The organism is Erwinia sp. Eh17-17, assembly GCF_039675725.1.
In the GTDB taxonomy this organism is placed as follows: Bacteria; Pseudomonadota; Gammaproteobacteria; order Enterobacterales; family Enterobacteriaceae; genus Erwinia.
Genome location: NZ_JBDFQT010000016.1, coordinates 1 through 25031, shown reverse-complemented (window position 1 = coordinate 25031; position 25031 = coordinate 1). Strand labels below are relative to the sequence as shown.

Sequence of the window (25031 nt, the reverse complement as noted above, 5' to 3'; positions counted from 1 at the left end):
GCTACCGTCCACAGTTCTACTTCCGTACTACTGACGTGACCGGTACCATCGAACTGCCAGAAGGCGTTGAGATGGTCATGCCAGGTGACAACATTCAGATGGTTGTTACCCTGATCCACCCAATCGCAATGGACGACGGTCTGCGTTTCGCAATTCGCGAAGGCGGCCGTACCGTTGGTGCAGGTGTTGTTGCTAAAGTTATCGCTTAATTGTCGATACTTGTCTGGCAGAGTTCGCTCTGCCAGAGCAATGAAGAGAGAGCGCTCAGGCGCTCTTTTTTTATGCCGGTGTTTCAGGATGGGGTTAAATCCTCCGTTTGAGAACAGGGGAGGGGACAAGGCTATTCACTCTCTGAAACGCCATTAGCGATAAAATGCACAATGGAGTTGCTTTAACCCTCAATGTACGTATAATACGCGGGCCTGCCAATATGGTCTGGCGCGATTCAATATGAGTCGCAGGCAAGTACGAAAGTGCCTGTCAACAATACTCGCGATATGCGGGTTATGTGCTCAACGATTACACTCCTCCATCAATCGTAATGGATGCGAGTAGTAATTCTTTTCGTTTATAAATAATTGGAGCTCTGGTCTCATGCAGAACCAAAGAATCCGTATCCGTCTTAAAGCGTTTGATCATCGTCTGATCGATCAATCAACTGCGGAAATCGTAGAGACTGCCAAGCGCACTGGTGCGCAGGTACGTGGTCCTATCCCGCTGCCGACCCGCAAAGAGCGCTTTACCGTTCTGATCTCTCCGCACGTCAACAAAGATGCGCGCGATCAGTATGAGATTCGCACTCACAAGCGTCTGGTTGACATCGTTGAGCCAACCGAGAAAACGGTTGATGCTCTGATGCGTCTGGATCTGGCTGCAGGTGTTGACGTGCAGATCAGCCTGGGTTAATCAGGTCATTGAGCGATTGAGAGGTTGAAACAATGATTGGTTTAGTCGGTAAAAAAGTGGGTATGACCCGTATCTTCACAGAAGATGGCGTTTCTATCCCTGTAACCGTGATCGAAATTGAAGCAAACCGCGTTACTCAGGTCAAAGGCCTGGAAAACGACGGTTACACTGCTATCCAGGTAACTACCGGTGCTAAAAAAGCAAACCGTGTAACTAAGCCTGAAGCAGGTCATTTTGCTAAAGCTGGCGTTGAAGCTGGCCGTGGTCTGTGGGAATTCCGCACTGTTGAAGGCGCAGAGTTCACTGTAGGTCAGAGCATTAATGTTGACATTTTCGCTGACGTGAAAAAAGTTGACGTGACTGGAACATCTAAAGGTAAAGGTTTTGCCGGTACTGTAAAGCGCTGGAACTTCCGTACTCAGGATGCTACGCACGGTAACTCCTTGTCACACCGCGTACCGGGTTCTATCGGTCAGAACCAGACTCCGGGCAAAGTGTTCAAAGGCAAGAAAATGGCAGGCCAGATGGGCAACGAGCGTGTAACAGTTCAGAGTCTGGACGTTGTACGTGTTGACGCTGAGCGCAACCTGCTGCTGGTTAAAGGTGCAGTACCCGGTGCTACCGGTTGCGACCTTATCGTTAAACCAGCTGTGAAGGCGTAAGGGGATAGCAATGGAATTAGTATTGAAAGACGCGCAAAGCGCGCTGACTGTTTCCGAAACTACCTTCGGTCGTGATTTCAACGAAGCGCTGGTACACCAGGTTGTTGTTGCTTATGCAGCAGGTGCTCGTCAGGGTACTCGTGCTCAGAAGACTCGTGCTGAAGTAACTGGTTCCGGCAAAAAGCCGTGGCGCCAGAAAGGTACCGGCCGTGCGCGTGCAGGTTCTGTAAAGAGCCCAATCTGGCGTTCAGGTGGTGTGACCTTTGCTGCGAAGCCACAGGACCACAGTCAAAAAGTTAATAAAAAGATGTACCGCGGCGCGCTGAAAAGCATCCTGTCCGAACTGGTACGTCAAGATCGTCTGATCGTTGTCGAGCAGTTCTCTCTGGAAGCTCCTAAAACGAAGCTGCTGGTAGAAAAACTGAAAGACATGGCTCTGGAAGACGTGCTGATCATCACTGGCGAACTGGAAGAGAACTTGTTCCTGGCCGCGCGTAACCTGTACAAGGTTGACGTTCGTGATGCTGCAGGTATCGACCCAGTTAGCCTGATCGCCTTCGACAAAGTCGTTATGACTGCTGACGCAGTTAAGCAAGTTGAGGAGATGCTGGCATGATCCGTGAAGAACGTCTGCTGAAAGTACTGCGCGCGCCGCACGTATCTGAAAAAGCATCTGCTGCGATGGAAAAAACCAACACCATCGTTCTCAAAGTTGCGAAAGACGCGACCAAAGCAGAAATCAAAGCCGCTGTACAGAAACTTTTCGAAGTTGAAGTAGAAGTCGTGAACACTTTGCTGGTTAAAGGCAAAACTAAGCGTTCTGGGCAGCGTATTGGTCGTCGTAGCGACTGGAAAAAAGCTTACGTCACCCTGAAAGAAGGCCAGAATCTGGACTTCGCAGGCGGCGCTGAGTAAGTCGGAGGAGAAGAACAATGGCAATTGTTAAATGTAAACCGACATCTCCGGGTCGTCGCCATGTAGTTAAAGTGGTAAACGCGGAGCTGCACAAGGGCAAACCATTCGCCCCGCTGGTTGAGAAAAACAGCAAATCCGGTGGCCGTAACAACAATGGTCGCATCACTACCCGTCATATCGGTGGTGGACACAAGCAGGCTTACCGTATTGTTGACTTCAAACGCAACAAAGATGGTATCCCAGCGACCGTTGAACGTCTTGAGTACGATCCGAACCGCTCTGCGAATATCGCACTGGTTCTGTACAAAGACGGCGAACGCCGTTACATCCTGGCCCCTAAAGGCCTGAAAGCTGGCGACCAGATTCAGTCTGGCGTTGATGCTGCGATTAAAGCAGGTAACGCCCTGCCGATGCGTAACATCCCAGTTGGTTCTACCGTGCATAACGTAGAAATGAAACCAGGCAAAGGCGGTCAGATTGCTCGCTCTGCTGGTACTTACGTGCAGATCGTTGCGCGTGATGGTTCTTACGTTACCCTGCGTCTGCGTTCTGGTGAAATGCGTAAAGTCGAAATTGACTGCCGCGCGACCCTGGGCGAAGTCGGTAACGCTGAGCACATGCTTCGCGTTCTGGGTAAAGCCGGTGCAGCCCGTTGGCGTGGTATTCGTCCTACCGTTCGCGGTACGGCGATGAACCCAGTTGATCACCCGCACGGTGGTGGTGAGGGTAAAAACTTTGGTAAGCACCCGGTAACCCCGTGGGGCGTTCAGACCAAAGGTAAGAAAACCCGCAGCAACAAGCGTACCGATAAGTTCATCGTACGTCGCCGTAGCAAATAATTTTAGAGGATAAGCCATGCCACGTTCTCTCAAGAAAGGTCCTTTTATTGACCTGCACTTGCTGAAGAAGGTAGAGAAAGCTTTGGAAAGCGGAGACAAGAAGCCACTGCGCACCTGGTCCCGTCGTTCAACGATCTTCCCTAACATGATCGGTTTGACCATCGCTGTCCATAATGGTCGTCAGCACGTTCCTGTCTTTGTTTCCGACGAAATGGTCGGTCACAAACTGGGTGAATTTGCACCGACTCGTACTTATCGCGGCCACGCGGCTGATAAAAAAGCCAAGAAACGCTAAGGCAGGAGGAAGAGATGGAAACTATCGCTAAACATCGCCACGCTCGTTCTTCTGCACAGAAGGTTCGCCTGGTAGCGGATCTTGTACGCGGTAAGAAAGTGTCGCAGGCTCTGGACATTCTGACCTACACCAATAAGAAAGCGGCTGTACTGGTCAAGAAGGTCCTGGAATCTGCCATTGCTAACGCCGAACACAACGATGGCGCTGACATTGATGATCTGAAAGTCACGAAGATCTTCGTAGACGAAGGCCCAAGCATGAAGCGCATTATGCCTCGTGCAAAAGGTCGTGCAGATCGCATCCTGAAGCGCACCAGCCACATTACTGTGGTTGTGTCCGATCGCTGAGACTCTGGAGACTAGCAATGGGTCAGAAAGTACATCCTAATGGTATTCGCCTGGGTATTGTTAAACCCTGGAACTCTACCTGGTTCGCAAATACCAAAGAATTCGCTGACAACCTGGACAGCGACTTTAAAGTGCGTCAGTTCCTGACTAAAGAACTGGCTAAAGCATCCGTTTCTCGTATCGTTATCGAGCGTCCGGCTAAGAGCATCCGTGTGACTATTCACACCGCTCGCCCTGGCATCGTTATCGGTAAGAAAGGCGAAGATGTAGAAAAACTGCGCAAGGTCGTAGCGGATATCGCTGGCGTTCCTGCACAGATCAATATCGCCGAAGTCCGTAAACCGGAACTGGACGCTAAATTGGTTGCTGACAGCATCACTTCACAGCTGGAGCGTCGTGTGATGTTCCGTCGTGCTATGAAGCGTGCTGTACAGAACGCAATGCGTCTGGGCGCTAAAGGGATCAAAGTTGAAGTTAGTGGCCGTCTTGGCGGTGCAGAAATCGCGCGTACTGAATGGTACCGTGAAGGCCGCGTGCCACTGCACACTCTGCGTGCAGACATTGACTACAACACCTCTGAAGCCCACACCACTTATGGTGTAATCGGCGTTAAGGTATGGATCTTCAAAGGTGAGATCCTGGGTGGTATGGCTGCTGTTGAACAACCGGAACCGGCTGCTCAACCTAAAAAGCAGCAGCGTAAAGGCCGTAAGTAAGGAGAGTCGCTGATGTTACAACCAAAGCGTACAAAATTCCGTAAAGTGCATAAAGGCCGCAACCGTGGTCTGGCGCAGGGTACGGATGTTAGCTTCGGTACTTTCGGTCTGAAAGCTGTTGGCCGTGGTCGTCTGACTGCACGTCAGATCGAAGCAGCACGTCGTGCTATGACCCGTGCAGTTAAGCGTCAAGGTAAAATTTGGATCCGTGTATTCCCGGACAAACCAATTACCGAGAAGCCGCTGGAAGTGCGTATGGGTAAAGGTAAAGGTAACGTAGAGTATTGGGTTGCCTTAATCCAGCCTGGTAAAGTCCTGTATGAAATGGACGGCGTACCGGAAGAGCTGGCCCGTGAAGCATTCAAGCTGGCAGCAGCAAAACTGCCTATCAAAACCACCTTTGTAACTAAGACGGTGATGTAATGAAAGCAACAGAGCTGCGTGAAAAAAGCGTTGAAGAGCTGAACACTGAGCTTCTTAACCTGCTGCGTGAGCAGTTCAATCTGCGCATGCAGGCAGCATCAGGCCAACTTCAACAGACTCACGTCTTGAAGAATGTTCGTCGTGATGTTGCACGCGTTAAGACTTTACTGACTGAGAAGGCGGGTGCGTAATGACCGATAAAATCCGTACTCTGCAAGGTCGTGTTCTGAGTGACAAGATGGAGAAATCCATGGTTGTTGCAATCGAACGTGTTGTGAAGCACCCGATCTACGGGAAATTCATCAAACGTACGACCAAACTGCACGTACATGACGAGAACAACGAATGTGGTATCGGCGACGTGGTTGAAATCCGCGAATGCCGTCCACTGTCCAAGACTAAGTCCTGGACGCTGGTTCGCGTTGTAGAGAAAGCGATTCTGTAATAGAATCTGCCTCTCTAAAAAATAAGATAAACGGCTCGCAAGAGCCGTTTATTTTTTCTACCCATATGCAGGAAGCAGTGTTATAATGCTGCGCCCTCAATAATGGGGCTTTTATACGACCTGAATCAGGTCCCGAAGTAGTAGTTGACATTAGCGGAGCACTAAAATGATCCAAGAACAGACTATGCTGACCGTCGCCGACAACTCCGGTGCACGTCGCGTAATGTGTATCAAGGTTCTGGGTGGCTCGCACCGTCGCTACGCAGGCGTAGGCGACATCATCAAAATTACCATCAAGGAAGCAATTCCTCGCGGTAAGGTTAAGAAGGGTGATGTGCTGAAAGCGGTAGTGGTGCGCACCAGGAAGGGTGTTCGTCGCCCGGACGGTTCTGTCATTCGCTTCGATGGTAATGCATGCGTTATTTTAAACAATAACAGTGAGCAGCCTATCGGAACGCGTATTTTTGGGCCGGTAACTCGTGAACTTCGTACTGAAAAGTTCATGAAAATTATCTCTCTGGCACCAGAAGTACTCTAAGGAGCGAAAAATGGCAGCTAAAATCCGTCGCGATGACGAAGTTATCGTGCTGACCGGCAAAGATAAAGGTAAGCGCGGTAAAGTAAAAAATGTTCTGTCTTCAGGCAAACTGATTGTTGAAGGTATCAACCTGGTTAAGAAGCACTCAAAGCCGGTTCCGGCTCTGAACCAACCAGGTGGCATCGTTGAAAAAGAAGCTGCTATTCAGGTTTCTAACGTTGCACTCTTCAACTCGGCAACCGGCAAGGCTGACCGTGTAGGCTTTAGATTCGAAGACGGCAAAAAAGTCCGTTTCTTCAAATCGAACAGCGAAACTATCAAGTAATTTGGAGTAGTACGATGGCGAAACTGCATGATTACTACAAAGACGAAGTAGTTAAAAAACTCATGACTGAGTTTAGCTACAATTCTGTCATGCAAGTCCCTCGGGTCGAGAAGATCACCCTGAATATGGGTGTGGGTGAAGCGATCGCTGACAAGAAACTGCTGGATAACGCAGCAGCTGACTTGGCAGCAATCTCCGGTCAAAAACCGTTTATCACCAAAGCACGCAAATCAGTTGCAGGCTTCAAAATCCGTCAGGGCTATCCGATCGGCTGTAAAGTAACTCTGCGTGGCGAACGCATGTGGGAGTTCTTTGAGCGTCTGATTTCTATTGCTGTTCCACGTATCCGTGACTTCCGTGGCTTGTCCGCTAAGTCATTCGATGGCCGTGGTAACTACAGCATGGGCGTTCGTGAGCAGATCATCTTCCCAGAGATCGACTATGACAAAGTCGACCGCGTTCGTGGTTTGGATATCACCATTACCACCACTGCGAAATCTGATGATGAAGGCCGCGCACTTTTGGCTGCTTTTAACTTCCCGTTCCGCAAGTAAGGCAGGGTTACTGATGGCTAAGCAATCGATGAAAGCACGCGAAGTCGTTCGCGTGAAACTGGCTGACAAGTACCGCGCTAAACGCGAGGAACTGAAAGCTATCATTTCAAGTGTGAACTCATCCGACGAAGATCGTTGGAATGCTGTTCTCAAGCTGCAAACTCTGCCGCGTGATTCCAGCCCGTCTCGTCAGCGTAACCGCTGCCGCCAAACTGGCCGTCCACATGGTTATGTGGGCAAATTCGGTCTGAGCCGTATCAAGTTGCGTGAAGCCGCCATGCGCGGTGAAGTACCTGGCTTGAAAAAGGCTAGCTGGTAATTACCAATTGAATCACGGGAGTAAAGACAGATGAGCATGCAAGATCCGATCGCGGATATGCTGACCCGTATCCGTAACGGTCAAGCCGCGAACAAAGTTGCGGTCACCATGCCTTCCTCCAAGCTGAAATTGGCTATTGCCAACGTGCTGAAGGAAGAAGGCTATATTGAAGAATTTAAAATCGAAGGCGACACCAAGCCTGAACTGGAACTGACTCTTAAGTATTTCCAGGGCAAGGCAGTGGTTGAGAGCATTCAGCGTGTAAGCCGTCCAGGTCTGCGTATCTACAAACGCAAAGACGAACTGCCAAAAGTTATGGCTGGACTGGGTATCGCTGTTATCTCTACCTCTAAAGGTGTTATGACCGATCGTGCAGCTCGCCAGGCAGGTCTTGGCGGCGAAATTATCTGCTACGTAGCTTAATCGGAGGAATAAATGTCTCGTGTTGCTAAAGCACCAGTCGCGATTCCTGCCGGCGTAGAGGTAAAACTCGACGGTCAGGTAATTTCGATTAAAGGTAAAAACGGCGAGCTGACTCGTACGCTCAACAAAGCTGTAGAAGTTAAGCATGCTGACAACACCCTGACTTTCGCTCCGCGCGAAGGTTTTGTGGATGGTTGGGCGCAGGCTGGTACTTCACGCGCTCTGCTGAACGCTATGGTTATCGGTGTTACCGAAGGCTTCACTAAGAAGCTGCAGCTGGTTGGTGTAGGTTATCGTGCAGCCGTTAAAGGCAACTCTGTGAGCTTAGCCCTGGGCTTCTCTCACCCGGTTGACCACGCGCTGCCAGCGGGAATCACTGCTGAATGTCCAACTCAGACTGAAATCGTGCTGAAAGGCGCTGATAAACAGCTGATTGGCCAGGTTGCAGCAGATTTACGCGCCTACCGTCGTCCTGAGCCTTATAAAGGCAAGGGTGTTCGTTACGCCGACGAAGTCGTGCGTACCAAAGAGGCTAAGAAGAAGTAAGGTAACACTATGGATAAGAAATCTGCTCGTATCCGTCGTGCGACCCGCGCACGTCGCAAGCTCAAAGAGCTGGGTGCTACTCGCCTGGTGGTACATCGTACCCCGCGTCATATTTACGCACAGGTAATCGCACCAAACGGTTCTGAAGTCCTGGTCGCTGCTTCTACAGTAGAAAAAGCTATCAGTGAGCAACTGAAGTACACTGGAAACAAAGACGCTGCCGCTGCTGTTGGTAAAGCAGTTGCTGAACGCGCAATCGAAAAAGGCATCACTGGTGTTTCTTTCGACCGTTCTGGTTTCCAATATCATGGTCGTGTCCAGGCACTGGCAGATGCTGCCCGTGAAGCTGGCCTACAGTTCTAAGGTAGAGGTGTAAGATGGCACACATCGAAAAACAAGCTGGCGAACTGCAGGAAAAGCTGATCGCGGTAAATCGCGTATCGAAAACCGTTAAAGGTGGCCGTATTTTCTCCTTCACAGCTCTGACTGTTGTTGGTGATGGTAATGGTCGCATCGGTTTTGGTTACGGTAAAGCGCGTGAAGTTCCAGCAGCGATCCAGAAAGCGATGGAAAAAGCTCGTCGCAATATGATCAATGTCGCGCTGAACAACGGCACCCTGCAGCACCCTGTTAAAGGTGTGCACACAGGTTCTCGTGTGTTCATGCAACCAGCTTCAGAAGGTACCGGTATTATTGCCGGTGGTGCAATGCGCGCCGTTCTCGAAGTTGCTGGGGTTCATAACGTTCTGGCTAAAGCCTACGGTTCCACCAACCCGATCAACGTGGTTCGTGCAACTCTGGATGGCCTGGCCAACATGAATTCCCCAGAAATGGTCGCTGCCAAGCGTGGCAAATCCGTTGAAGACATTCTGGGGTAATGACCATGGCTAAGACTATTAAAATTACTCAAACCCGCAGTTCGATCGGCCGTTTGCCTAAACACAAGGCAACGCTGCTTGGCCTGGGTCTGCGTCGTATTAACCACACCGTAGAGCGTGAAGACACGCCAGCAGTACGCGGCATGGTTAACGCGATTTCCTACATGGTTAAAGTGGAGGAGTAACAGATGCGTTTAAATACTCTGTCTCCGGCCGACGGTTCCAAGCACGCTAACAAGCGTCTGGGTCGTGGTATTGGTTCTGGTCTCGGCAAAACCGGCGGTCGCGGTCACAAAGGTCAGAACTCACGTTCTGGCGGTGGCGTACGTCGTGGTTTTGAAGGCGGCCAGATGCCTCTGTACCGTCGTCTGCCGAAATTCGGTTTCACCTCTCGCAAAGCAATGGTCACTGCAGAAGTTCGTCTGTCTGACCTGGCGAAAGTTGAAGGCGGTATCGTCGACCTGAACACGCTGAAAGCAGCAAACATTATCGGTATTCAGATGGAGTTCGCGAAAGTGATCCTGTCTGGCGAAGTTTCTGCACCGGTAACGATTCGCGGTCTGCGTGTCACTAAAGGCGCTCGTGCTGCAATCGAAGCTGCTGGCGGTAAAATTGAGGAATAAGTAGCAGATGGCTAAGCAACCGGGATTAGATTTTCAAAGTGCCAAGGGTGGTTTTGGCGAACTAAAACGCAGACTTCTGTTTGTAATTGGTGCGCTGATTGTCTTCCGTATTGGTTCTTTTATTCCGATCCCTGGTATCGATGCCACTGTACTTGCCAAATTGCTTGAGCAACAGCGTGGCACCATCATTGAAATGTTCAACATGTTCTCTGGTGGTGCACTGAGCCGTGCTTCTATCTTTGCCCTGGGTATTATGCCGTATATTTCGGCCTCGATTATTATCCAGCTGCTGACGGTGGTTCATCCAGCGTTAGCTGAGATCAAGAAAGAAGGGGAGGCTGGCCGTCGTAAGATTAGCCAGTACACCCGTTACGGTACTCTGGTATTAGGTATATTCCAGGCGGTCGGTATTGCTACCGGCCTGCCGAATATGCCAGGAATGCAGGGTCTGGTGTTAAACCCAGGTTTTGCTTTCTACTTTACCGCTGTTGTCAGTCTGGTTACCGGGACAATGTTCCTGATGTGGCTGGGCGAGCAGATAACTGAGCGAGGTATCGGTAACGGTATCTCAATCATTATCTTCGCTGGTATCGTTGCGGGTCTGCCGCCGGCCATTGGCCATACCATCGAGCAAGCGCGGCAAGGCGACCTGCACTTCCTCCTGTTGCTGTTGGTTGCAGTTCTCGTATTTGCAGTGACCTTCTTCGTTGTTTTCGTTGAGCGTGGTCAACGCCGCATTGTGGTGAACTATGCGAAACGTCAGCAAGGCCGTCGTGTCTATGCTGCGCAGAGCACACATTTACCGTTGAAAGTTAATATGGCCGGTGTAATACCTGCTATCTTCGCTTCCAGCATCATTCTGTTCCCAGCAACCATCGCGTCATGGTTCGGGGGCGGAACTGGCTGGAACTGGTTAACGACTATTTCTATGTCGTTACAGCCAGGTCAACCGCTTTATGTGCTACTCTATGCGACTGCAATCATCTTCTTCTGTTTCTTCTACACAGCGCTGGTGTTTAACCCGCGTGAAACAGCAGATAACCTGAAGAAGTCTGGTGCATTTGTACCAGGTATTCGTCCGGGAGAACAGACGGCGAAGTATATCGATAAAGTAATGACCCGCCTGACCTTAATCGGTGCGTTGTACATTACCTTTATCTGCCTGATCCCGGAGTTCATGCGAGATGCGATGAAAGTTCCATTCTACTTCGGCGGTACATCACTGCTGATCGTAGTCGTTGTCATCATGGACTTTATGGCTCAAGTGCAAACTCTGATGATGTCAAGTCAGTACGAGTCTGCATTGAAGAAAGCTAACCTGAAGGGCTACGGCCGTTAATTCAGGTGCTTGAGAAGTTACGGAGAGTAAAAATGAAAGTTCGTGCTTCCGTCAAGAAATTATGTCGTAACTGCAAAATCGTTCGTCGCGACGGTGTCGTGCGTGTGATTTGTAGTGCCGAGCCTAAGCATAAACAGCGCCAAGGCTGATTTAATCGCATATTTTTCTTGCAAAGTCGGGTTGAGCTGGCTAGATTAGCCAGCCAATCTTTTGTATGTCTATGCGTTTCCATTTGAGTATCCTGAAAACGGGCTTTTCGGCATGGGACGCATAAGTAATTAAATAGGAGTGCATAGTGGCCCGTATAGCAGGCATTAACATTCCTGATCATAAACATACCGTTATCGCATTAACTGCAATTTTCGGTATCGGCAAGACCCGTTCACAGGCTATCTGTGCATCTACGGGAATCGCTGAAAATGTTAAGATCAGTGAGCTGTCTGAAGAACAAATCGACATTCTGCGTGATGCAGTAGCGAAATTTGTTGTTGAAGGCGATCTGCGTCGTGAAGTCACCCTGAGCATCAAGCGTCTTATGGACCTTGGTTGCTATCGTGGTTTGCGTCATCGTCGTGGTCTTCCAGTGCGCGGTCAGCGTACCAAGACCAACGCACGTACCCGTAAGGGTCCGCGTAAACCGATCAAGAAATAATCGGGGTGATTGAATAATGGCAAAGGCACCAGTTCGTGCACGCAAGCGTGTAAGAAAGCAAGTCTCTGATGGCGTGGCTCATGTCCATGCATCTTTTAACAACACCATCGTAACTATTACCGATCGTCAGGGTAATGCGCTGGGTTGGGCAACAGCCGGTGGTTCCGGTTTCCGTGGTTCTCGTAAGTCTACGCCGTTCGCTGCGCAGGTTGCTGCAGAGCGTTGCGCAGAGGCCGTGAAAGATTACGGTATTAAGAACCTGGAAGTTATGGTTAAGGGTCCTGGTCCAGGCCGCGAATCAACAATTCGTGCCCTGAACGCTGCTGGTTTCCGCATCACTAATATTACTGATGTGACTCCGATCCCTCACAACGGTTGTCGTCCGCCGAAAAAACGTCGCGTATAACGCCCCGTTTTTTAGGAATGTTGGAGAAAGAAAATGGCAAGATATTTGGGTCCTAAGCTCAAGCTGAGCCGTCGTGAAGGCACAGACCTGTTCCTTAAGTCTGGCGTTCGCGCGATTGATACCAAGTGTAAGATTGAACAAGCTCCTGGTCAGCACGGTGCGCGCAAGCCACGTCTGTCTGACTATGGCGTGCAGTTACGTGAAAAGCAGAAAGTTCGTCGTATGTACGGCGTGCTCGAGCGTCAGTTCCGTAACTATTATAAAGAAGCAGCTCGTCTGAAAGGCAACACCGGTGAAAACCTGTTAGCTCTGCTGGAAGGTCGTCTGGATAACGTAGTTTACCGTATGGGCTTTGGCGCCACTCGTGCAGAAGCACGTCAGCTGGTTAGCCACAAATCTATTTTGGTAAACGGCCGCGTTGTTAGCATCGCTTCTTATCAGGTAACTCCGAATGACGTTGTTAGCATCCGTGAGAAAGCCAAAAAGCAGTCTCGCGTGAAAGCCGCTCTGGAGCTGGCTGAACAGCGTGAAAAGCCAACCTGGCTGGAAGTTGATGCAACTAAGATGGAAGGTGTGTTCAAGCGTATTCCTGAACGTACCGATCTGTCTGCGGACATTAACGAACACCTGATCGTCGAGCTTTACTCCAAGTAAGGCTTAGTACCAAAGAGAGGACACAATGCAGGGTTCTGTGACAGAGTTTCTAAAACCGCGCCTGGTAGATATCGAGCAAGTGAGTTCGACGCACGCCAAGGTGACCCTTGAGCCTTTAGAGCGTGGCTTTGGCCATACTCTTGGTAACGCACTGCGCCGTATTCTGCTTTCATCAATGCCGGGTTGCGCGGTGACCGAGGTTGAAATTGATGGTGTACTGCATGAGTACAGCACCAAAGAGGGCGTACAGGAAGATATCCTGGAAATCCTGCTCAACCTGAAAGGTTTGGCGGTAAGAGTTCAGGGCAAAGATGAAGTTATTCTTACTCTGAATAAATCTGGCATTGGCCCTGTGACTGCAGCCGATATCACCCATGATGGGGATGTCGAAATCGTCAAGCCGCAGCACGTGATCTGTCACCTGACCGATGAAAACGCCGCTATTAGCATGCGTATCAAAGTTCAGCGTGGTCGTGGTTATGTGCCGGCTTCTGCCCGAATTCATTCGGAAGAAGATGAGCGCCCAATTGGTCGTCTGTTGGTCGACGCCTGCTACAGCCCTGTAGAGCGAATTGCCTACAATGTTGAAGCAGCGCGTGTAGAACAGCGTACCGATTTGGACAAGCTGGTCATCGAAATGGAAACCAACGGCACTATTGATCCTGAAGAAGCGATCCGCCGTGCGGCAACCATCCTGGCAGAACAACTGGAAGCTTTCGTCGACTTACGTGATGTACGTCAGCCGGAAGTGAAAGAAGAGAAACCAGAATTCGATCCGATCTTGCTGCGCCCTGTTGACGATCTGGAATTGACTGTCCGCTCTGCTAACTGCCTTAAGGCAGAAGCTATCCACTACATCGGTGATCTGGTACAGCGTACCGAGGTTGAGCTGCTTAAAACGCCTAACCTTGGTAAAAAATCTCTTACTGAGATTAAAGATGTGCTGGCTTCTCGTGGTCTGTCTCTGGGCATGCGCCTGGAAAACTGGCCGCCAGCTAGCATTGCTGATGAATAACCCGATCACAGGTTAAGGTTTCACTGAGAAGGATAAGGTCATGCGCCATCGTAAGAGTGGTCGTCAACTGAACCGTAACAGCAGCCATCGTCAGGCTATGTTCCGCAACATGGCTGGCTCTTTGGTTCGTCATGAGATCATCAAGACGACCCTGCCAAAAGCGAAAGAGCTGCGTCGCGTAGTTGAGCCGCTGATTACTCTTGCCAAGACCGACAGCGTAGCTAATCGTCGTCTGGCATTCGCCCGTACTCGTGATAACGAGATCGTGGCAAAACTGTTTAATGAGCTCGGTCCGCGTTTCGCGAGCCGTGCAGGTGGTTACACTCGCATTCTGAAGTGTGGCTTCCGCGCTGGTGACAACGCTCCGATGGCTTACATCGAGCTGGTTGATCGTCCAGAAGCTCAAGCAGAAGCTGTAGCAGAGTAATCTGCCGCAGTACTGAAAAAGCCCCGCTTGCGGGGTTTTTTTATATCCAAAATTCCTGCTACTTTTTATCTCCCGCCCAAATACGTTATGCTGACCTCAATCTGACAGATGGAGGCCCCGATGTCCTTACTTGATCAACTGGCCGAAAAACACATCCTTGCTGCGCTGCGTCAGGGTGAACTTGACGATCTTCCCGGTTCCGGCCGCCCCTTACAGCTGGATGATGACAGCCATGTACCGGCAGAGTTACGCGCGGGCTATCGCATTCTCAAAAATTCGGGTTATCTGCAACCGGAACTTGAAATGAGGCGCGAAGCGCTGGAACTGGATGAACTATTGCGTACTGTCGATCCGGCTGACCAGCGCTATCAGCAGCAGGAACAGCGTCTGCGGCTTCTGGAGATTAAGCTGCGGCAGGCGGGGATCTGTACTGATTTTCTGCACGGGGGTTATGGCGGAAAAGTTCAGCAGCACTTTCTAGAGGAAAAATAATGTACCGAATCGGACAACTGGCTAAGCTGGCTGACGTTACGCCAGATACTATTCGTTTTTACGAAAAACAGCAGATGATGGATCATGAAGTACGTACCGGCGGAGGGTTCCGTCTTTACAGCGACAGCGATCTGCAACGTCTCAAATTTATCCGCTATGGCCGTCAGCTGGGTTTCACGCTGGAATCGATTCGTGAGCTGCTGTCCATTCGCGTTGATCCTGAGCATCACACTTGCCAGGAATCAAAGACTATCGTGCAGAAGCGGCTGAATGAGGTTGAGTCTATGCTCAGAGAGTTAAAGCATATGCAGCGTTCCCTTAAACGGCTGAATGATGCCTGCTGTGGCAGCGCTCACAGTAGTGCCTACTGCTCGATACTGGAAGCCCTTGAAAAGGGAGCAACCACCACGGTGGCTAAAAGCACCGGTTGAATTTTCGTCATCGCAGGTCTATATTCTTCGACGTCATTAATTAACAGGAAAACATCATGACTGTTTATCAGCATAAGAAAGGCATAATCCGTGATAATGCTCTTGAAGCGTTGTTACACGATCCACTGTTTAAGACGCGTATTGAAGCTAATCAGAAAGGTAAAGGCAGCTACCGGCGTAAAGATAAGCACGCGAAGAAAGGTAACTGGGAGGCCAGTGGTAAGCTCGCTAACAGCGGTTTTACCACTGGCCTTCTGCTTATTAAGGGTATAAAAAAACCGCCGGTGATGGCGGTTTAATTTTTTCAGTTCATTACAGCGTTTTGTTGTTCTGTTCTTTCAGCAGGTCGCGGATTTCGCTTAACAGCGTTTCTTCTGCAGAAGGTTTTGCCACCGGCTTTTCTACTTCTTTTTTCTTGTACATTTTGTTCATCACTTTGATTGCCATAAAGATAGCAAAAGCGACGATGACAAAATCAAAGATGGTTTGCAGGAAAATCCCGTACTGCATCACAACTGCTGCTGTTTCACCTTCCGCGGGTTTTAGCACCCAGGCAAACTGCTTAAAATCGACGCCACCGATCAGTAATCCCAGCGGTGGCATAATAATGTTTGCCACCAGTGAGGACACTATTTTACCAAACGCGGCACCGATGATGACACCGACGGCCAGGTCCACCACGTTGCCGCGCATCGCGAAGTCGCGAAACTCTTTGAATAAACTCATTGTCAGCTCCCATTTTTTGCCAATTTGCCAAGTTTAACAAAGGATTGTTCTTTTGCCATGGCCAGGGCTTACAAAAGTTAACAATCACCCGGCACCAGGACCGGGGAAAAGTGGGAAAACGGGAAAGGGTCAGAGGAAGAACGGGCTTGGCTGGAATAACCTTTCGACATCCGGTACAAACTTTTTATCCGTCAGGAACATGATCACATGGTCACTCTGTTCAATACGCAGGTTATCATTGGCGATAATCACATCATTCCCGCGCACAACCGCACCGATAATGGTGCCTGGTGGCAGCTTGATATCATCAATCTGGCGGCCAACCACTTTAGACGTTGATTCATCACCATGTGCAATCGCCTCAATCGCCTCTGCAACGCCACGACGTAGTGAGGAGACGCCCACGATATCGGCTTTACGCACGTGGCCGAGCAGGGCTGAAATCGTCGCCTGCTGAGGCGAGATAGCAATATCGATCACACTGCCCTGAACCAGATCCACATAGGCGCGGCGCTGAATCAGCACCATGGCTTTCTTCGCCCCCATGCGCTTAGCCAGCATCGCCGACATGATGTTGGCTTCATCGTCATTGGTGATGGCGATGAACAGATCGATCTGATCGACGTGTTCTTCAGCCAGCAGTTCCTGATCCGAAGCATCGCCATAAAAGACGATGGTATTTTGCAGGTTCTGCGCCAGCTCAGCGGCTCGCTGCTGATCGCGTTCGATCAGCTTCACGCTGTAATGTTTCTCCAGGCGCTGAGCCAGGCCGAAACCAATATTTCCGCCGCCGACGATCATAATGCGTTTATAGGGTTTCTCAAGGCGCTGGTACTCACTCATCACCGCGCGAATATGCTGGCTGGCAGCGATGAAAAAGACTTCATCACCCGCTTCAATGATGGTGGAGCCCTGGGGGCGGATAGGACGATCCTGACGGAATATAGCTGCCACACGTGTATCGATATGCGGCATATGTTCTCGCATCACTGAAAGGGCATTACCCACCAGTGGTCCGCCGTAATAGGCTTTCACTACTGCGAGGCTGACCTTGCCTTCGGCAAAATTGACCACCTGCAGTGCGCCAGGATATTCAATCAGGCGATAGATGTTGTCGATCACCAGCTGCTCAGGCGAGATCAGATGGTCAATCGGTACCGCTTCAGGAATGAATAATTTATCTGCATCGCGAATGTAATCCGGCGCGCGGATACGGGCGATGCGGTTAGGGGTGTTAAACAGAGAATAGGCGACCTGACAGGCCACCATATTGGTTTCATCAGAATTAGTCACTGCGACCAGCATATCGGCATCTTCCGCCCCGGCCTCACGCAGTACCCGCGGATGTGAGCCATGACCCTGAACCACCCGCAGGTCGAACTTATCCTGTAACTGACGCAGACGCAGCGCATCGGTATCGACCACGGTAATATCGTTGTTTTCACCGACCAGGTTTTCAGCAAGCGTTCCACCGACCTGTCCTGCACCAAGAATGATAATTTTCATTTTGCTTCAGTCTGTTGGTTGTTGTTCAGGGGAAAGGCGCAGTTTAACGCGCCATGCGGGTCACTGTTTTATCAATTTAGCGTAATAGAAGCCATCGCCACCGTCGACCTGAGGAAAGACCTGAATGCCCGGTCGGGAGAGATCGCCGGTATCACGCAGTTGCGCGTCAGCGTGACGTTGCAGGAACTGACTAATCTGCAAAGCATTCTCTTCAGGCAATACTGAGCAGGTCGCGTACAGCAGCGTTCCTCCTGACTTCAGATGTGGCCAGACTGCATCCAGAATCTGCTGCTGCAGCAGAGCAAGCTCCGGGATGTCGCGATCGCGACGCAGCCATTTGATGTCCGGATGGCGACGGATCACGCCGGTTGCCGAGCATGGCGCGTCAAGAAGGATGCGGTCGAACTGCGTATCACCGCACCAGGCCTGCGGGGTGCGCCCGTCACCCAGCTTAACGTCTGCCTGCATATTCAGTCGCTGCAAATTCTCACTAATTCTGGCCAGACGCTGGGCATCAACATCCACCGCCATGACGTCAGCCTGCGGGGCCGCCTCGAGAATATGCGTGGTTTTCCCACCCGGTGCAGCACAGAGGTCGAGGATCTTCTCGCCGTTCTGCGGGTCGAGCAGCGCCACACAGCCCTGAGCTGAAGCATCCTGAACGGTAACCCAACCCTGGGCAAAGCCGGGGAGCTGGCCGACGGCACAGGGGGTTTCCAGTCTTAATGCATCGGCATGCTGTGGATGAGCAAAGGCAGTTTTCCCACTCTCCTCCAGCAGCGCCAGCCAGGCATCACGGCTGTTATGGTTACGGTTAACGCGCAGCCACATCGGAGGGCGTTGATTATTGGCCTCAACAATGTGCTGCCACTCTCCAGGCCAGGCACGTTTCAGGCGTTCCAGCAGCCATTTAGGATGCAGGTATTGTTGATCGCCATCGTTCATCTGCTCCATCAACGCTTCCTGCTGACGCTGGAACTGACGCAGTACGCCGTTGATCAGGCCTTTTAACTGCTGACGTTTCAGCGCGATCGCACCTTCCACTGTTTCTGCCAGCGCGGCATGCGCCGGGATGCGGGTGTGCATCAACTGATAGAGGCCGACCATGATCAGGTAGTGGATCGTTCGCTGCTTACCGGTCATCGGGCGTGACATCAGCTTGCTGATTATCCATTCCAGCTGCGGCAGGGTGCGCAGTACGCCATAGCAAAGCTCTTGCAACAGGGCTGCATCTTTCTCACCGACAGATTTCTGTGCAGCGGGCAGCACGTTACTGAGTGATTGCCCCTGTTCGACGACCTTTTCGATAGTCTGGGCAGCAACACTGCGTAAATTGGTATTTTTTTTCATAGTGGATTCGCAATTCTCACGCTTGCCCGGCCTGAACGCCGGGCAATGCGTCAGGCAATGATATTGCCCGGAGTAAACCATTCACGGCGGGAGTTAAGCAGGTCCTGGGCTTTCATCGCTTTCTTGCCGGCGGGCTGCAATTCTTCAATATTCAGCACGCCATCGGCGGTAACCACCTGAATGCCGTGTTTATCGGCCTGCAGGATTTCTCCCGGCTGGTGTCCGCTAACGGTGGCCAGAACGGAAGCCTTCCACACTTTCACCGGCTGTTCATCAATAACGAAATAGCTGACAGGCCAGGGATTAAAAGCACGGATACAGCGTTCCAGCTGCGCGGCAGATAGCGACCAGTCAAGACGGGCTTCTTCCTTGCTCAGCTTCTCGGCATAGCTGACCAGCGACTCATCCTGAACTTCAGGTCTGGCGCTGCCATTGGCTAATTGCGCCAGCGTGGTCAGCATCCCATTGGGCCCGAGATCTGCCAGTTTGGCGTACAGGGTAGCGCTGGTGTCGTGGGCTTCGATGGGACAGGCCAGTTTATGCAGCATATCGCCGGTATCCAGGCCAACATCCATTTGCATAATGGTAACGCCGGTCTCAGCGTCACCGGCCCACAGCGAACGCTGGATAGGAGCCGCACCGCGCCAGCGCGGCAGTAGAGAACCATGAACATTGATACAGCCGAGACGTGGCATGTCCAGCACGGCTTTTGGCAGGATCAACCCATAGGCAACCACAACCATGACATCGGCATTTAGCGTGGCGACCAGCTGTTGATTCTCTTCGGGACGTAGCGATTTCGGCTGAAACACAGGAATGCTGTGCTGCTCAGCCAGTTGTTTCACCGGGCTGGCAGTGAGCTTGTTACCCCGGCCCGCAGGGCGGTCCGGCTGGGTGAAGACACCGACAACCTGATGCCCGGATGACAGCAGCGCGTCAAGATGACGCGCTGCAAAGTCAGGGGTGCCGGCAAAAATGATTTTCAATGATTCGGACACGTTATTCCCTATAGTCAGCGAACTCAGTCACGGGCGCTCTGGCGATACAGTTTTTCCAGCTTCTGGCGAATACGCTGACGTTTCATTGGCGACAGGTAATCAATAAACAATTTACCCACCAGGTGATCCATCTCGTGCTGAATACAGATTGCCAGCAGGCCATCAGCTTCCAGCTCATAGCTGTTACCGTCACGGTCCAGCGCCCGGATTTTAACTTTCTCGGAACGTGGTACCAGTGCGCGCTGTTCAGGAATAGACAGGCAGCCTTCTTCAATGCCCGTTTCACCGCTCTCTTCCAGCAGTTCAGGGTTAATGAGCACGAGGCGTTCGTCACGATTCTCAGAGACATCGATAACAATAATACGCTGATGGATATCTACCTGAGTTGCGGCCAGGCCGATACCTTCCTCGGCATACATTGTTTCAAACATATCATCGACGATACGCTGAATATCGGCATTCACTTCTTTTACGGGGTTCGCAACGATGCGCAGGCGCTCGTCAGGAAAATGTAATACCTGCAAGACTGACATAACTTTCCAGATCTGTGTTCAAGGGATTAGATATTTATCCCTCTTATTGTAGACATTTCGCGCTGTGATTGACAGCATTCCCGGCAGGTAACCTTCAGGGTGAAGGGGCAAAATCAGGGAGTGATTTATGTCACCAGTGGAAATGGCCTTACGGCTCTCAGGCGTGCCCGGACTGCACAGTTCACAGCGTCTGGTATTATTGACGACGTTACAGGCTGGCAGGCAGCCCGATGGCCATGAACTGGCAGCGCTGGGTTTGTCGCCTGAACAGCAGCAGGGGTTCCTCCATTACGATCAAGAGATCGTTGCGCAGAGTCTTGAATGGCTGGAGGCTCCTCAGCACTATTTCATTACGCCACTGAGCCCTTTTTATCCAGAGCAGTTAAAAGCGATCGCCCATTTTCCCCTGATACTGTTTGTGGCCGGTGACCCGACCTTACTGGCCTCCAGACAGTTAGCCGTGGTGGGAAGCCGCCACTGTTCGCACTATGGACGTGAGTGGGGCAGTTGGTTCAGCCAGGCGCTGGCACTCAGTGGACTGACGATTACCAGTGGGCTGGCCTTGGGTATTGACGGTGTCGCCCACCGCGCCGCGCTGGACGTGCAGGGTAAAACCATTGCCGTACTGGGCAGTGGCCTGAATACCCTCTATCCACGGCGTCATCTGGCGCTGGCAGACCAGATTATTTCCAGCGGTGGGGCACTGGTCTCAGAGTTTCCGCTGTCGGTTAAACCATTACCTGCGCATTTTCCACGGCGAAACCGAATCATCAGCGGGCTTAGCCTGGGCGTTCTGGTGGTTGAAGCGACGTTACGCAGCGGTTCACTGGTCACTGCCAAACTGGCGCTGGAGCAAAATCGCGATGTATATGCTCTTCCCGGACCGCTGGGCAATCCCGGTAGTGAAGGGACACACTGGCTGATTCAGCAGGGCGCATTACTGGTAGCGCATCCCAACAATATTATCGAACAGATACAGAGCGATCTTTCATGGCTGCCCGATTTATCACAACTGACAAACAATTCAGCACAGAGTTGTAATCCTCCATTGCCATTTCCCGATGTGTTGGCTAACGTAGGAGATGAGGTTACACCTGTTGACGTCGTCGCTGAACGTGCCGGCCAACCTGTGCCAGCCATCGTAGCGAAGCTGCTTGAGTTGGAGTTAGCAGGGTGGATCGCAGCTGTACCCGGCGGCTATGTCCGATTGAGGAGGGCAAGCCATGTTCGACGTACTAATGTATCTATTTGAAACGTACATCCACAACGAAGCAGAAATGCGAGTTGACCAGGATAAATTGACGGATGATTTAGCCGAAGCAGGTTTTCATCGTGAAGATATTTATAATGCGTTGAACTGGTTGGAAAAGCTGGCGGATTATCAGGAAGGTCTGGTTGCTCCGATTCAGCTGACTACCGATCCGCTGTCTATGCGTATCTACACCGAGGAAGAGAGCCAGCGTTTAGATGCCAACTGTCGTGGTTTTATTCTGTTCCTGGAGCAAATTCAGGTGCTGAATCTGGAAACGCGCGAAATGGTCATTGAACGTATTATGGCGCTTGATACCCTCGAGTTTGATCTGGACGATCTCAAATGGGTGGTGCTGATGGTGCTGTTTAATATCCCCGGATGTGAAAACGCCTATCAGCAAATGGAAGAGCTACTTTTCGACGTCAATGAAGGAATGCTGCACTGAAGATTGCCTTCGTGTACACAATGCTATGAATAAAACAGCGCTTTTCGCTGTGCGAAAAAATGAACCCTGCCCCCAGTGTGGGGCAGAACTGGTTATTCGCTCCGGGAAGCATGGCGCTTTTCTTGGATGCTCACTTTATCCCGAGTGCGACTATATTCGTCCGCTAAAAGGCCAGGCTGACGGGCACATTGTCAAAGTGCTCGACGGGCAACTGTGCCCGAAATGCGGTGCCGGACTGGTGCTGCGTCAGGGCCGCTATGGCATGTTTGTCGCCTGCAGTGACTACCCCGAATGCGAACACACCGAAACCATCGATAAGCCGGATGAAACCACGCTCGCCTGCCCACAGTGCCAGAGCGGTAAGCTGGTGCAGCGTCGATCGCGCTACGGTAAAACCTTCCATGCCTGCGACCGCTATCCGGACTGCCAGTTTGCGGTTAATTTCACCCCTATTGAAGGCGTCTGCGATTTTTGCCAGTTCCCGCTGCTTATCGAAAAGAAAACCGCCAGAGGTGCAAAGCGTTTCTGCGCCAGTAAAGCCTGTGGCAAACCTGTAACGTCAGAGAATGGTAGTGAAGATGAAATCCGTGGATGACTCGCTAGCGCGGTGCATTAATCAGTTACGTCAGTCAGCAGTGATAGCTTACCCCACTGAAGCTGTATTCGGTTTAGGTTGCGATCCTGACAGTGAAACTGCAGTGATGCGGCTGCTGGCGTTGAAACGTCGCCCGGTAGAGAAGGGGCTAATCCTGATTGCCTCTGACTATCAGCAGCTGATGCCCTATATTGCAGACGAACAACTTTCTGCCGTGCAGAAGGAACGCATGTTTTCCCGCTGGCCGGGACCGGTAACCTGGGTGCTGCCGGCACGGGCTACGACACCCACCTGGCTGACCGGGCGCTTTTCCTCACTGGCCGTGCGCGTAAGCGATCACCCCGGCGTTGCCGCACTGTGCAACGGTTTTGGTAAGCCGCTGGTTTCCACCAGTGCCAACCTGACCGGATTAGCCCCCTGCCGTATTGTGTCGGAAGTTCTTGCGCAGTTTGGTGATGATTTTCCGGTATTCCAGGGGGAAACCGGTGGCCGTCAGAATCCATCAGAAATACGTGATGTATTAACCGGTGAGCTTATTCGCCAGGGATAAAGAGAACACTATGTCGTTTGTCGTCTTTGGAAATCCGATTAATCACAGTAAATCGCCGCGTATCCATCAGCTGTTTGCTGAGCAGACCGGGATTGCTCATCCTTACACGCGTTTTTGTGCACCGGTTGATGGCTTTGAGCCGGCGGCGCGTGAGTTTTTTGCCGCCGGGGGGAAAGGCGCTAACGTGACGCTGCCCTTTAAACAGCAGGCTTACACTCTGGCCAGTGAACTGAGTGAACGTGCGGCGCTGGCGGGGGCGGTCAATACGCTGAAGAAGCTGGATGATGGCCGCCTGTCAGGAGATAACACCGACGGTGTGGGTTTGCTGAGCGATCTGCAGCGTTTGCAGCTGATCCAGCCTGGCGATCGGATCCTGCTGATCGGTGCGGGTGGTGCAGCCCGTGGCGTGATCCTCCCTTTACTTTCTGTCAATTGCAGCATCACCATCATTAACCGTACTCATGCGAAAGCTGCGGAGCTGGAGCAGTTGTTCCGATCCCACGGCGATGTGCAGTCACTAACCCGCGATAAGCTTGCTGGGATGTCGTTCGATCTGGTGATCAACGCGACGTCCAGCGGTGTGGCAGGTGGAATCCCGGATCTGCCAGCCACGCTGGTGAATGACCAGACCCGCTGTTACGACATGTTCTATCAGGTAGGCGAGACCCCGTTCCTGCAATGGTGTCGCCAGCAGGGTGCGAAGCGTATGGCAGATGGTCTGGGAATGCTGGTGGGCCAGGCGGCACACTCCTTTATGTTATGGCACGGCGTTATGCCAGACATTACGCCCGTCATTAATAGGCTGAAAACAGAGATGAGTGCGTGAATCAGGCGATTCATTTTCCCGAAAGAGAGTGGTGGGATGAAACCGCTCAGGCGGTTTGCTTTACGGCGCTGGTCAATGGTTTTCAGTGTGTTTGTGCCATCAGCGGCAAAGCATTACTTAGCCGCTTTACCGCTGATGGCGATGCCCTGAGCTGTTTTCGCCTGCACCGCTGGGAGCTTGAGGACGATGCCGCGCAGGCGATTAAACGACAGGAAGAAGATGCTCAGGGCTGGTTCTGGCTCTCTTCTGACAGGTAGTCATTTTTCCAGGTAACATAGTTATTTGCTGAATAGAGAAGGCCGCCAATCTCTTCTTTAGTTAGTGGGCGTACCTTTTTCGCCGGGCTACCTAAATAGAGGAAGCCACTTTCCAGTCTCTTGCCCGGCGAGACCAGGCTTCCCGCTCCAATCATCACGTCATCTTCTACTATTACACCATCCAGCAAAATCGCCCCCATGCCGACCAGCACCCGATTACCAATGGTGCAGCCGTGAAGCATCGCTTTATGTCCGATAGTGACATCTTCTCCAACGATCAGCGGATGACCCTCCGGATTAGCCGCTGATTTGTGAGTCAGGTGCAGTACGCTACCGTCCTGGATGTTTGTACGCTTACCTATGCTGACGCGGTTAACGTCCCCGCGGATAACGACCAGTGGCCAGATGCCGACATCATCAGCCAGTTCAACATCACCAATGACGACGCTGGTAGTATCAATCATCACGCGTTCACCCAACTGGGGACGCACTCCTTTATATGAACGTACGTTGTGACTCATCACGACCTCTGGTTGATATGTTTCCGTTAGCCTGACGCTAAGGCGATTATTGATCAATGATCGAGGCAAAAAAATGCGTCAATTTTGTGCGGATCGTCTGAGATCTCAACGATAAGAGTGAAAACTCAGCAACTGAAAAGAAAGATCCAAAAAAGGCTTGTGCAATAAATTCGGATCCCTATAATGCGCAACCACTGAGACGGCACAGCGGCTTACAGGCCAGCGGCTCAGGAGGTTCAGGAAGCATCTGAACCGCCGGAAAAACTTCTCAAAAAGAAGTTGACTCCGAAGGAGGAAAGCGT

The 25031-nt window shown here is 51.4% G+C and carries 43 protein-coding genes and 1 pseudogene; 38 read left to right on the top strand and 6 right to left on the bottom strand.

What is annotated here, in order from left to right; genetic code table 11:
• The 32 genes and pseudogenes from tuf to ABEH87_RS21255 all read left to right on the top strand — a co-directional run.
• Positions 1-209, top strand: a pseudogene (tuf, locus tag ABEH87_RS21410) (elongation factor Tu); the annotation flags it as partial.
• Between the two features lie 385 nt (positions 210-594).
• Complete coding sequence (gene rpsJ / locus ABEH87_RS21405; protein WP_001181005.1) at positions 595-906, top strand: 30S ribosomal protein S10; 312 nt, start codon at positions 595-597, stop codon at positions 904-906.
• Positions 907-938: 32 nt separating this feature from the next.
• Positions 939-1568 (top strand): 50S ribosomal protein L3, encoded by a 630-nt coding sequence (rplC, locus tag ABEH87_RS21400; protein ID WP_048917638.1) that lies wholly within the window; start codon positions 939-941, stop codon positions 1566-1568.
• Between the two features lie 10 nt (positions 1569-1578).
• The gene (gene rplD, locus ABEH87_RS21395; protein ID WP_023656564.1) at positions 1579-2184 is read left to right on the top strand and encodes a 50S ribosomal protein L4; all 606 of its coding nucleotides are present in this window, start codon (positions 1579-1581) and stop codon (positions 2182-2184) included.
• The gene (gene rplW, locus ABEH87_RS21390) at positions 2181-2483 is read left to right on the top strand and encodes a 50S ribosomal protein L23 (protein WP_062749336.1); all 303 of its coding nucleotides are present in this window, start codon (positions 2181-2183) and stop codon (positions 2481-2483) included. Before rplD ends, rplW begins: the two co-directional genes overlap by 4 nt.
• Positions 2484-2500: 17 nt before the next feature.
• A complete protein-coding gene (rplB, locus tag ABEH87_RS21385; protein ID WP_346579365.1) occupies positions 2501-3322 on the top strand; it encodes a 50S ribosomal protein L2 in 822 nt (273 codons plus the stop codon).
• A gap of 16 nt (positions 3323-3338) precedes the next feature.
• Complete coding sequence (gene rpsS, locus ABEH87_RS21380) at positions 3339-3617, top strand: 30S ribosomal protein S19 (RefSeq protein ID WP_004160590.1); 279 nt, start codon at positions 3339-3341, stop codon at positions 3615-3617.
• A gap of 14 nt (positions 3618-3631) precedes the next feature.
• Positions 3632-3964 carry a 50S ribosomal protein L22 gene (rplV, locus tag ABEH87_RS21375; RefSeq protein ID WP_000447532.1) on the top strand — a complete coding sequence of 111 codons (333 nt, stop codon included), beginning with the start codon at positions 3632-3634 and terminating at the stop codon, positions 3962-3964.
• A 17-nt stretch (positions 3965-3981) separates the two neighbouring features.
• Positions 3982-4680, top strand: coding sequence for a 30S ribosomal protein S3 (gene rpsC / locus ABEH87_RS21370; RefSeq protein WP_002919766.1), 699 nt, complete (start codon positions 3982-3984; stop codon positions 4678-4680).
• 12 nt (positions 4681-4692) lie between these two features.
• A complete protein-coding gene (gene rplP, locus ABEH87_RS21365; protein ID WP_002438716.1) occupies positions 4693-5103 on the top strand; it encodes a 50S ribosomal protein L16 in 411 nt (136 codons plus the stop codon).
• Entirely contained in the window at positions 5103-5294 is a 192-nt protein-coding gene (gene rpmC, locus ABEH87_RS21360) for a 50S ribosomal protein L29 (RefSeq protein ID WP_048917635.1), read from the top strand. Before rplP ends, rpmC begins: the two co-directional genes overlap by 1 nt.
• A complete protein-coding gene (gene rpsQ / locus ABEH87_RS21355) occupies positions 5294-5548 on the top strand; it encodes a 30S ribosomal protein S17 (RefSeq protein ID WP_346579364.1) in 255 nt (84 codons plus the stop codon). The genes rpmC and rpsQ overlap by 1 nt, the downstream gene beginning before the upstream one ends.
• A gap of 166 nt (positions 5549-5714) precedes the next feature.
• On the top strand, positions 5715-6086 hold the full coding sequence (gene rplN, locus ABEH87_RS21350) for a 50S ribosomal protein L14 (protein ID WP_015960712.1): 372 nt from the start codon (positions 5715-5717) through the stop codon (positions 6084-6086).
• Positions 6087-6096: 10 nt separating this feature from the next.
• Entirely contained in the window at positions 6097-6411 is a 315-nt protein-coding gene (rplX, locus tag ABEH87_RS21345) for a 50S ribosomal protein L24 (protein WP_048917632.1), read from the top strand.
• Between the two features lie 14 nt (positions 6412-6425).
• Positions 6426-6965 (top strand): 50S ribosomal protein L5, encoded by a 540-nt coding sequence (rplE, locus tag ABEH87_RS21340; protein WP_200644130.1) that lies wholly within the window; start codon positions 6426-6428, stop codon positions 6963-6965.
• Positions 6966-6978: 13 nt separating this feature from the next.
• Positions 6979-7284, top strand: coding sequence for a 30S ribosomal protein S14 (rpsN, locus tag ABEH87_RS21335; protein WP_052902737.1), 306 nt, complete (start codon positions 6979-6981; stop codon positions 7282-7284).
• Between the two features lie 30 nt (positions 7285-7314).
• Positions 7315-7707, top strand: a complete 393-nt coding sequence (gene rpsH, locus ABEH87_RS21330) for a 30S ribosomal protein S8 (RefSeq protein ID WP_133847023.1) — start codon at positions 7315-7317, stop codon at positions 7705-7707.
• Between the two features lie 12 nt (positions 7708-7719).
• Positions 7720-8253 carry a 50S ribosomal protein L6 gene (gene rplF, locus ABEH87_RS21325; RefSeq protein WP_048917629.1) on the top strand — a complete coding sequence of 178 codons (534 nt, stop codon included), beginning with the start codon at positions 7720-7722 and terminating at the stop codon, positions 8251-8253.
• A 9-nt stretch (positions 8254-8262) separates the two neighbouring features.
• Entirely contained in the window at positions 8263-8616 is a 354-nt protein-coding gene (gene rplR, locus ABEH87_RS21320; protein ID WP_004160572.1) for a 50S ribosomal protein L18, read from the top strand.
• A gap of 14 nt (positions 8617-8630) precedes the next feature.
• On the top strand, positions 8631-9131 hold the full coding sequence (gene rpsE, locus ABEH87_RS21315; protein WP_004160571.1) for a 30S ribosomal protein S5: 501 nt from the start codon (positions 8631-8633) through the stop codon (positions 9129-9131).
• Positions 9132-9136: 5 nt separating this feature from the next.
• Positions 9137-9316: a 50S ribosomal protein L30 gene (gene rpmD / locus ABEH87_RS21310; RefSeq protein WP_004160569.1), complete on the top strand. Its 180-nt coding sequence runs from the start codon at positions 9137-9139 to the stop codon at positions 9314-9316.
• 3 nt (positions 9317-9319) lie between these two features.
• A complete protein-coding gene (gene rplO, locus ABEH87_RS21305; protein ID WP_346579360.1) occupies positions 9320-9754 on the top strand; it encodes a 50S ribosomal protein L15 in 435 nt (144 codons plus the stop codon).
• Positions 9755-9761: 7 nt separating this feature from the next.
• Positions 9762-11093, top strand: coding sequence for a preprotein translocase subunit SecY (gene secY / locus ABEH87_RS21300; protein ID WP_004160567.1), 1332 nt, complete (start codon positions 9762-9764; stop codon positions 11091-11093).
• Positions 11094-11125: 32 nt separating this feature from the next.
• Positions 11126-11242, top strand: a complete 117-nt coding sequence (rpmJ, locus tag ABEH87_RS21295; protein ID WP_020322760.1) for a 50S ribosomal protein L36 — start codon at positions 11126-11128, stop codon at positions 11240-11242.
• A 146-nt stretch (positions 11243-11388) separates the two neighbouring features.
• Positions 11389-11745, top strand: a complete 357-nt coding sequence (rpsM, locus tag ABEH87_RS21290) for a 30S ribosomal protein S13 (protein WP_048917626.1) — start codon at positions 11389-11391, stop codon at positions 11743-11745.
• Positions 11746-11761: 16 nt separating this feature from the next.
• The gene (rpsK, locus tag ABEH87_RS21285) at positions 11762-12151 is read left to right on the top strand and encodes a 30S ribosomal protein S11 (protein ID WP_004160563.1); all 390 of its coding nucleotides are present in this window, start codon (positions 11762-11764) and stop codon (positions 12149-12151) included.
• Positions 12152-12184: 33 nt separating this feature from the next.
• Entirely contained in the window at positions 12185-12805 is a 621-nt protein-coding gene (gene rpsD / locus ABEH87_RS21280) for a 30S ribosomal protein S4 (protein ID WP_048917625.1), read from the top strand.
• A 25-nt stretch (positions 12806-12830) separates the two neighbouring features.
• Complete coding sequence (gene rpoA / locus ABEH87_RS21275) at positions 12831-13820, top strand: DNA-directed RNA polymerase subunit alpha (RefSeq protein ID WP_002919219.1); 990 nt, start codon at positions 12831-12833, stop codon at positions 13818-13820.
• Positions 13821-13860: 40 nt separating this feature from the next.
• The gene (gene rplQ, locus ABEH87_RS21270) at positions 13861-14247 is read left to right on the top strand and encodes a 50S ribosomal protein L17 (RefSeq protein ID WP_004160560.1); all 387 of its coding nucleotides are present in this window, start codon (positions 13861-13863) and stop codon (positions 14245-14247) included.
• A gap of 120 nt (positions 14248-14367) precedes the next feature.
• Positions 14368-14739, top strand: coding sequence for a DUF1992 domain-containing protein (locus tag ABEH87_RS21265; RefSeq protein WP_346579358.1), 372 nt, complete (start codon positions 14368-14370; stop codon positions 14737-14739).
• Positions 14739-15170, top strand: coding sequence for a Zn(2+)-responsive transcriptional regulator (gene zntR / locus ABEH87_RS21260; RefSeq protein WP_346579356.1), 432 nt, complete (start codon positions 14739-14741; stop codon positions 15168-15170). Before ABEH87_RS21265 ends, zntR begins: the two co-directional genes overlap by 1 nt.
• A gap of 56 nt (positions 15171-15226) precedes the next feature.
• Complete coding sequence (locus ABEH87_RS21255; protein ID WP_346579354.1) at positions 15227-15469, top strand: alternative ribosome-rescue factor A; 243 nt, start codon at positions 15227-15229, stop codon at positions 15467-15469.
• A gap of 13 nt (positions 15470-15482) precedes the next feature.
• On the opposite strand, the gene mscL is transcribed toward ABEH87_RS21255, so the two are convergent.
• The 5 genes from mscL to def form a co-directional block, all read right to left on the bottom strand.
• Complete coding sequence (gene mscL / locus ABEH87_RS21250; protein WP_191935736.1) at positions 15483-15896, bottom strand: large-conductance mechanosensitive channel protein MscL; 414 nt, start codon at positions 15894-15896, stop codon at positions 15483-15485.
• A gap of 129 nt (positions 15897-16025) precedes the next feature.
• Positions 16026-17402, bottom strand: coding sequence for a Trk system potassium transporter TrkA (trkA, locus tag ABEH87_RS21245; RefSeq protein WP_346579352.1), 1377 nt, complete (start codon positions 17400-17402; stop codon positions 16026-16028).
• 60 nt (positions 17403-17462) lie between these two features.
• Positions 17463-18752 carry a 16S rRNA (cytosine(967)-C(5))-methyltransferase RsmB gene (gene rsmB, locus ABEH87_RS21240; protein WP_346579350.1) on the bottom strand — a complete coding sequence of 430 codons (1290 nt, stop codon included), beginning with the start codon at positions 18750-18752 and terminating at the stop codon, positions 17463-17465.
• A 50-nt stretch (positions 18753-18802) separates the two neighbouring features.
• On the bottom strand, positions 18803-19750 hold the full coding sequence (gene fmt / locus ABEH87_RS21235) for a methionyl-tRNA formyltransferase (protein ID WP_346579348.1): 948 nt from the start codon (positions 19748-19750) through the stop codon (positions 18803-18805).
• Between the two features lie 23 nt (positions 19751-19773).
• Positions 19774-20283 carry a peptide deformylase gene (def, locus tag ABEH87_RS21230; RefSeq protein ID WP_346579346.1) on the bottom strand — a complete coding sequence of 170 codons (510 nt, stop codon included), beginning with the start codon at positions 20281-20283 and terminating at the stop codon, positions 19774-19776.
• Positions 20284-20410: 127 nt separating this feature from the next.
• Here def and dprA point away from each other — a divergent pair, with 127 nt between their 5' ends.
• Genes dprA through ABEH87_RS21200 form a run of 6 tightly spaced genes read left to right on the top strand, consistent with a single transcriptional unit; the run spans position 20411 to position 24208 of the window.
• Positions 20411-21535 carry a DNA-protecting protein DprA gene (gene dprA / locus ABEH87_RS21225; protein ID WP_346579344.1) on the top strand — a complete coding sequence of 375 codons (1125 nt, stop codon included), beginning with the start codon at positions 20411-20413 and terminating at the stop codon, positions 21533-21535.
• Positions 21507-21980, top strand: coding sequence for a DUF494 family protein Smg (gene smg / locus ABEH87_RS21220; RefSeq protein ID WP_346579342.1), 474 nt, complete (start codon positions 21507-21509; stop codon positions 21978-21980). Before dprA ends, smg begins: the two co-directional genes overlap by 29 nt.
• A gap of 25 nt (positions 21981-22005) precedes the next feature.
• On the top strand, positions 22006-22575 hold the full coding sequence (locus tag ABEH87_RS21215) for a topoisomerase DNA-binding C4 zinc finger domain-containing protein (RefSeq protein ID WP_346579340.1): 570 nt from the start codon (positions 22006-22008) through the stop codon (positions 22573-22575).
• Complete coding sequence (tsaC, locus tag ABEH87_RS21210; RefSeq protein ID WP_346579339.1) at positions 22559-23125, top strand: L-threonylcarbamoyladenylate synthase type 1 TsaC; 567 nt, start codon at positions 22559-22561, stop codon at positions 23123-23125. The genes ABEH87_RS21215 and tsaC overlap by 17 nt, the downstream gene beginning before the upstream one ends.
• Positions 23126-23135: 10 nt before the next feature.
• Positions 23136-23951 (top strand): shikimate dehydrogenase, encoded by an 816-nt coding sequence (gene aroE / locus ABEH87_RS21205; protein WP_346579337.1) that lies wholly within the window; start codon positions 23136-23138, stop codon positions 23949-23951.
• Positions 23948-24208, top strand: a complete 261-nt coding sequence (locus ABEH87_RS21200) for a DUF1488 domain-containing protein (RefSeq protein ID WP_346579335.1) — start codon at positions 23948-23950, stop codon at positions 24206-24208. The genes aroE and ABEH87_RS21200 overlap by 4 nt, the downstream gene beginning before the upstream one ends.
• Here the strand turns inward: ABEH87_RS21200 and ABEH87_RS21195 are convergent.
• Positions 24175-24729 carry a gamma carbonic anhydrase family protein gene (locus ABEH87_RS21195; protein WP_346579333.1) on the bottom strand — a complete coding sequence of 185 codons (555 nt, stop codon included), beginning with the start codon at positions 24727-24729 and terminating at the stop codon, positions 24175-24177. The genes ABEH87_RS21200 and ABEH87_RS21195 overlap by 34 nt on opposite strands.
• Between the last annotated feature and the right edge of the window lie 302 nt (positions 24730-25031).

Bases quoted from the DNA above. Each gene is read 5' to 3' on its own strand.
- rpsJ (WP_001181005.1), top strand. From the start codon at position 595: ATGCAGAACCAAAGAATCCGTATCCGTCTTAAAGCGTTTGATCATCGT.
- rplC (WP_048917638.1), top strand. From the start codon at position 939: ATGATTGGTTTAGTCGGTAAAAAAGTGGGTATGACCCGTATCTTCACA.
- rplD (WP_023656564.1), top strand. From the start codon at position 1,579: ATGGAATTAGTATTGAAAGACGCGCAAAGCGCGCTGACTGTTTCCGAA.
- rplW (WP_062749336.1), top strand. From the start codon at position 2,181: ATGATCCGTGAAGAACGTCTGCTGAAAGTACTGCGCGCGCCGCACGTA.
- rplB (WP_346579365.1), top strand. From the start codon at position 2,501: ATGGCAATTGTTAAATGTAAACCGACATCTCCGGGTCGTCGCCATGTA.
- rpsS (WP_004160590.1), top strand. From the start codon at position 3,339: ATGCCACGTTCTCTCAAGAAAGGTCCTTTTATTGACCTGCACTTGCTG.
- rplV (WP_000447532.1), top strand. From the start codon at position 3,632: ATGGAAACTATCGCTAAACATCGCCACGCTCGTTCTTCTGCACAGAAG.
- rpsC (WP_002919766.1), top strand. From the start codon at position 3,982: ATGGGTCAGAAAGTACATCCTAATGGTATTCGCCTGGGTATTGTTAAA.
- rplP (WP_002438716.1), top strand. From the start codon at position 4,693: ATGTTACAACCAAAGCGTACAAAATTCCGTAAAGTGCATAAAGGCCGC.
- rpmC (WP_048917635.1), top strand. From the start codon at position 5,103: ATGAAAGCAACAGAGCTGCGTGAAAAAAGCGTTGAAGAGCTGAACACT.
- rpsQ (WP_346579364.1), top strand. From the start codon at position 5,294: ATGACCGATAAAATCCGTACTCTGCAAGGTCGTGTTCTGAGTGACAAG.
- rplN (WP_015960712.1), top strand. From the start codon at position 5,715: ATGATCCAAGAACAGACTATGCTGACCGTCGCCGACAACTCCGGTGCA.
- rplX (WP_048917632.1), top strand. From the start codon at position 6,097: ATGGCAGCTAAAATCCGTCGCGATGACGAAGTTATCGTGCTGACCGGC.
- rplE (WP_200644130.1), top strand. From the start codon at position 6,426: ATGGCGAAACTGCATGATTACTACAAAGACGAAGTAGTTAAAAAACTC.
- rpsN (WP_052902737.1), top strand. From the start codon at position 6,979: ATGGCTAAGCAATCGATGAAAGCACGCGAAGTCGTTCGCGTGAAACTG.
- rpsH (WP_133847023.1), top strand. From the start codon at position 7,315: ATGAGCATGCAAGATCCGATCGCGGATATGCTGACCCGTATCCGTAAC.
- rplF (WP_048917629.1), top strand. From the start codon at position 7,720: ATGTCTCGTGTTGCTAAAGCACCAGTCGCGATTCCTGCCGGCGTAGAG.
- rplR (WP_004160572.1), top strand. From the start codon at position 8,263: ATGGATAAGAAATCTGCTCGTATCCGTCGTGCGACCCGCGCACGTCGC.
- rpsE (WP_004160571.1), top strand. From the start codon at position 8,631: ATGGCACACATCGAAAAACAAGCTGGCGAACTGCAGGAAAAGCTGATC.
- rpmD (WP_004160569.1), top strand. From the start codon at position 9,137: ATGGCTAAGACTATTAAAATTACTCAAACCCGCAGTTCGATCGGCCGT.
- rplO (WP_346579360.1), top strand. From the start codon at position 9,320: ATGCGTTTAAATACTCTGTCTCCGGCCGACGGTTCCAAGCACGCTAAC.
- secY (WP_004160567.1), top strand. From the start codon at position 9,762: ATGGCTAAGCAACCGGGATTAGATTTTCAAAGTGCCAAGGGTGGTTTT.
- rpmJ (WP_020322760.1), top strand. From the start codon at position 11,126: ATGAAAGTTCGTGCTTCCGTCAAGAAATTATGTCGTAACTGCAAAATC.
- rpsK (WP_004160563.1), top strand. From the start codon at position 11,762: ATGGCAAAGGCACCAGTTCGTGCACGCAAGCGTGTAAGAAAGCAAGTC.
- rpsD (WP_048917625.1), top strand. From the start codon at position 12,185: ATGGCAAGATATTTGGGTCCTAAGCTCAAGCTGAGCCGTCGTGAAGGC.
- rpoA (WP_002919219.1), top strand. From the start codon at position 12,831: ATGCAGGGTTCTGTGACAGAGTTTCTAAAACCGCGCCTGGTAGATATC.
- rplQ (WP_004160560.1), top strand. From the start codon at position 13,861: ATGCGCCATCGTAAGAGTGGTCGTCAACTGAACCGTAACAGCAGCCAT.
- ABEH87_RS21265 (WP_346579358.1), top strand. From the start codon at position 14,368: ATGTCCTTACTTGATCAACTGGCCGAAAAACACATCCTTGCTGCGCTG.
- zntR (WP_346579356.1), top strand. From the start codon at position 14,739: ATGTACCGAATCGGACAACTGGCTAAGCTGGCTGACGTTACGCCAGAT.
- ABEH87_RS21255 (WP_346579354.1), top strand. From the start codon at position 15,227: ATGACTGTTTATCAGCATAAGAAAGGCATAATCCGTGATAATGCTCTT.
- mscL (WP_191935736.1), bottom strand. From the start codon at position 15,896: ATGAGTTTATTCAAAGAGTTTCGCGACTTCGCGATGCGCGGCAACGTG.
- trkA (WP_346579352.1), bottom strand. From the start codon at position 17,402: ATGAAAATTATCATTCTTGGTGCAGGACAGGTCGGTGGAACGCTTGCT.
- rsmB (WP_346579350.1), bottom strand. From the start codon at position 18,752: ATGAAAAAAAATACCAATTTACGCAGTGTTGCTGCCCAGACTATCGAA.
- def (WP_346579346.1), bottom strand. From the start codon at position 20,283: ATGTCAGTCTTGCAGGTATTACATTTTCCTGACGAGCGCCTGCGCATC.
- dprA (WP_346579344.1), top strand. From the start codon at position 20,411: ATGTCACCAGTGGAAATGGCCTTACGGCTCTCAGGCGTGCCCGGACTG.
- smg (WP_346579342.1), top strand. From the start codon at position 21,507: ATGTTCGACGTACTAATGTATCTATTTGAAACGTACATCCACAACGAA.
- ABEH87_RS21215 (WP_346579340.1), top strand. From the start codon at position 22,006: ATGAATAAAACAGCGCTTTTCGCTGTGCGAAAAAATGAACCCTGCCCC.
- tsaC (WP_346579339.1), top strand. From the start codon at position 22,559: ATGAAATCCGTGGATGACTCGCTAGCGCGGTGCATTAATCAGTTACGT.
- aroE (WP_346579337.1), top strand. From the start codon at position 23,136: ATGTCGTTTGTCGTCTTTGGAAATCCGATTAATCACAGTAAATCGCCG.
- ABEH87_RS21195 (WP_346579333.1), bottom strand. From the start codon at position 24,729: ATGAGTCACAACGTACGTTCATATAAAGGAGTGCGTCCCCAGTTGGGT.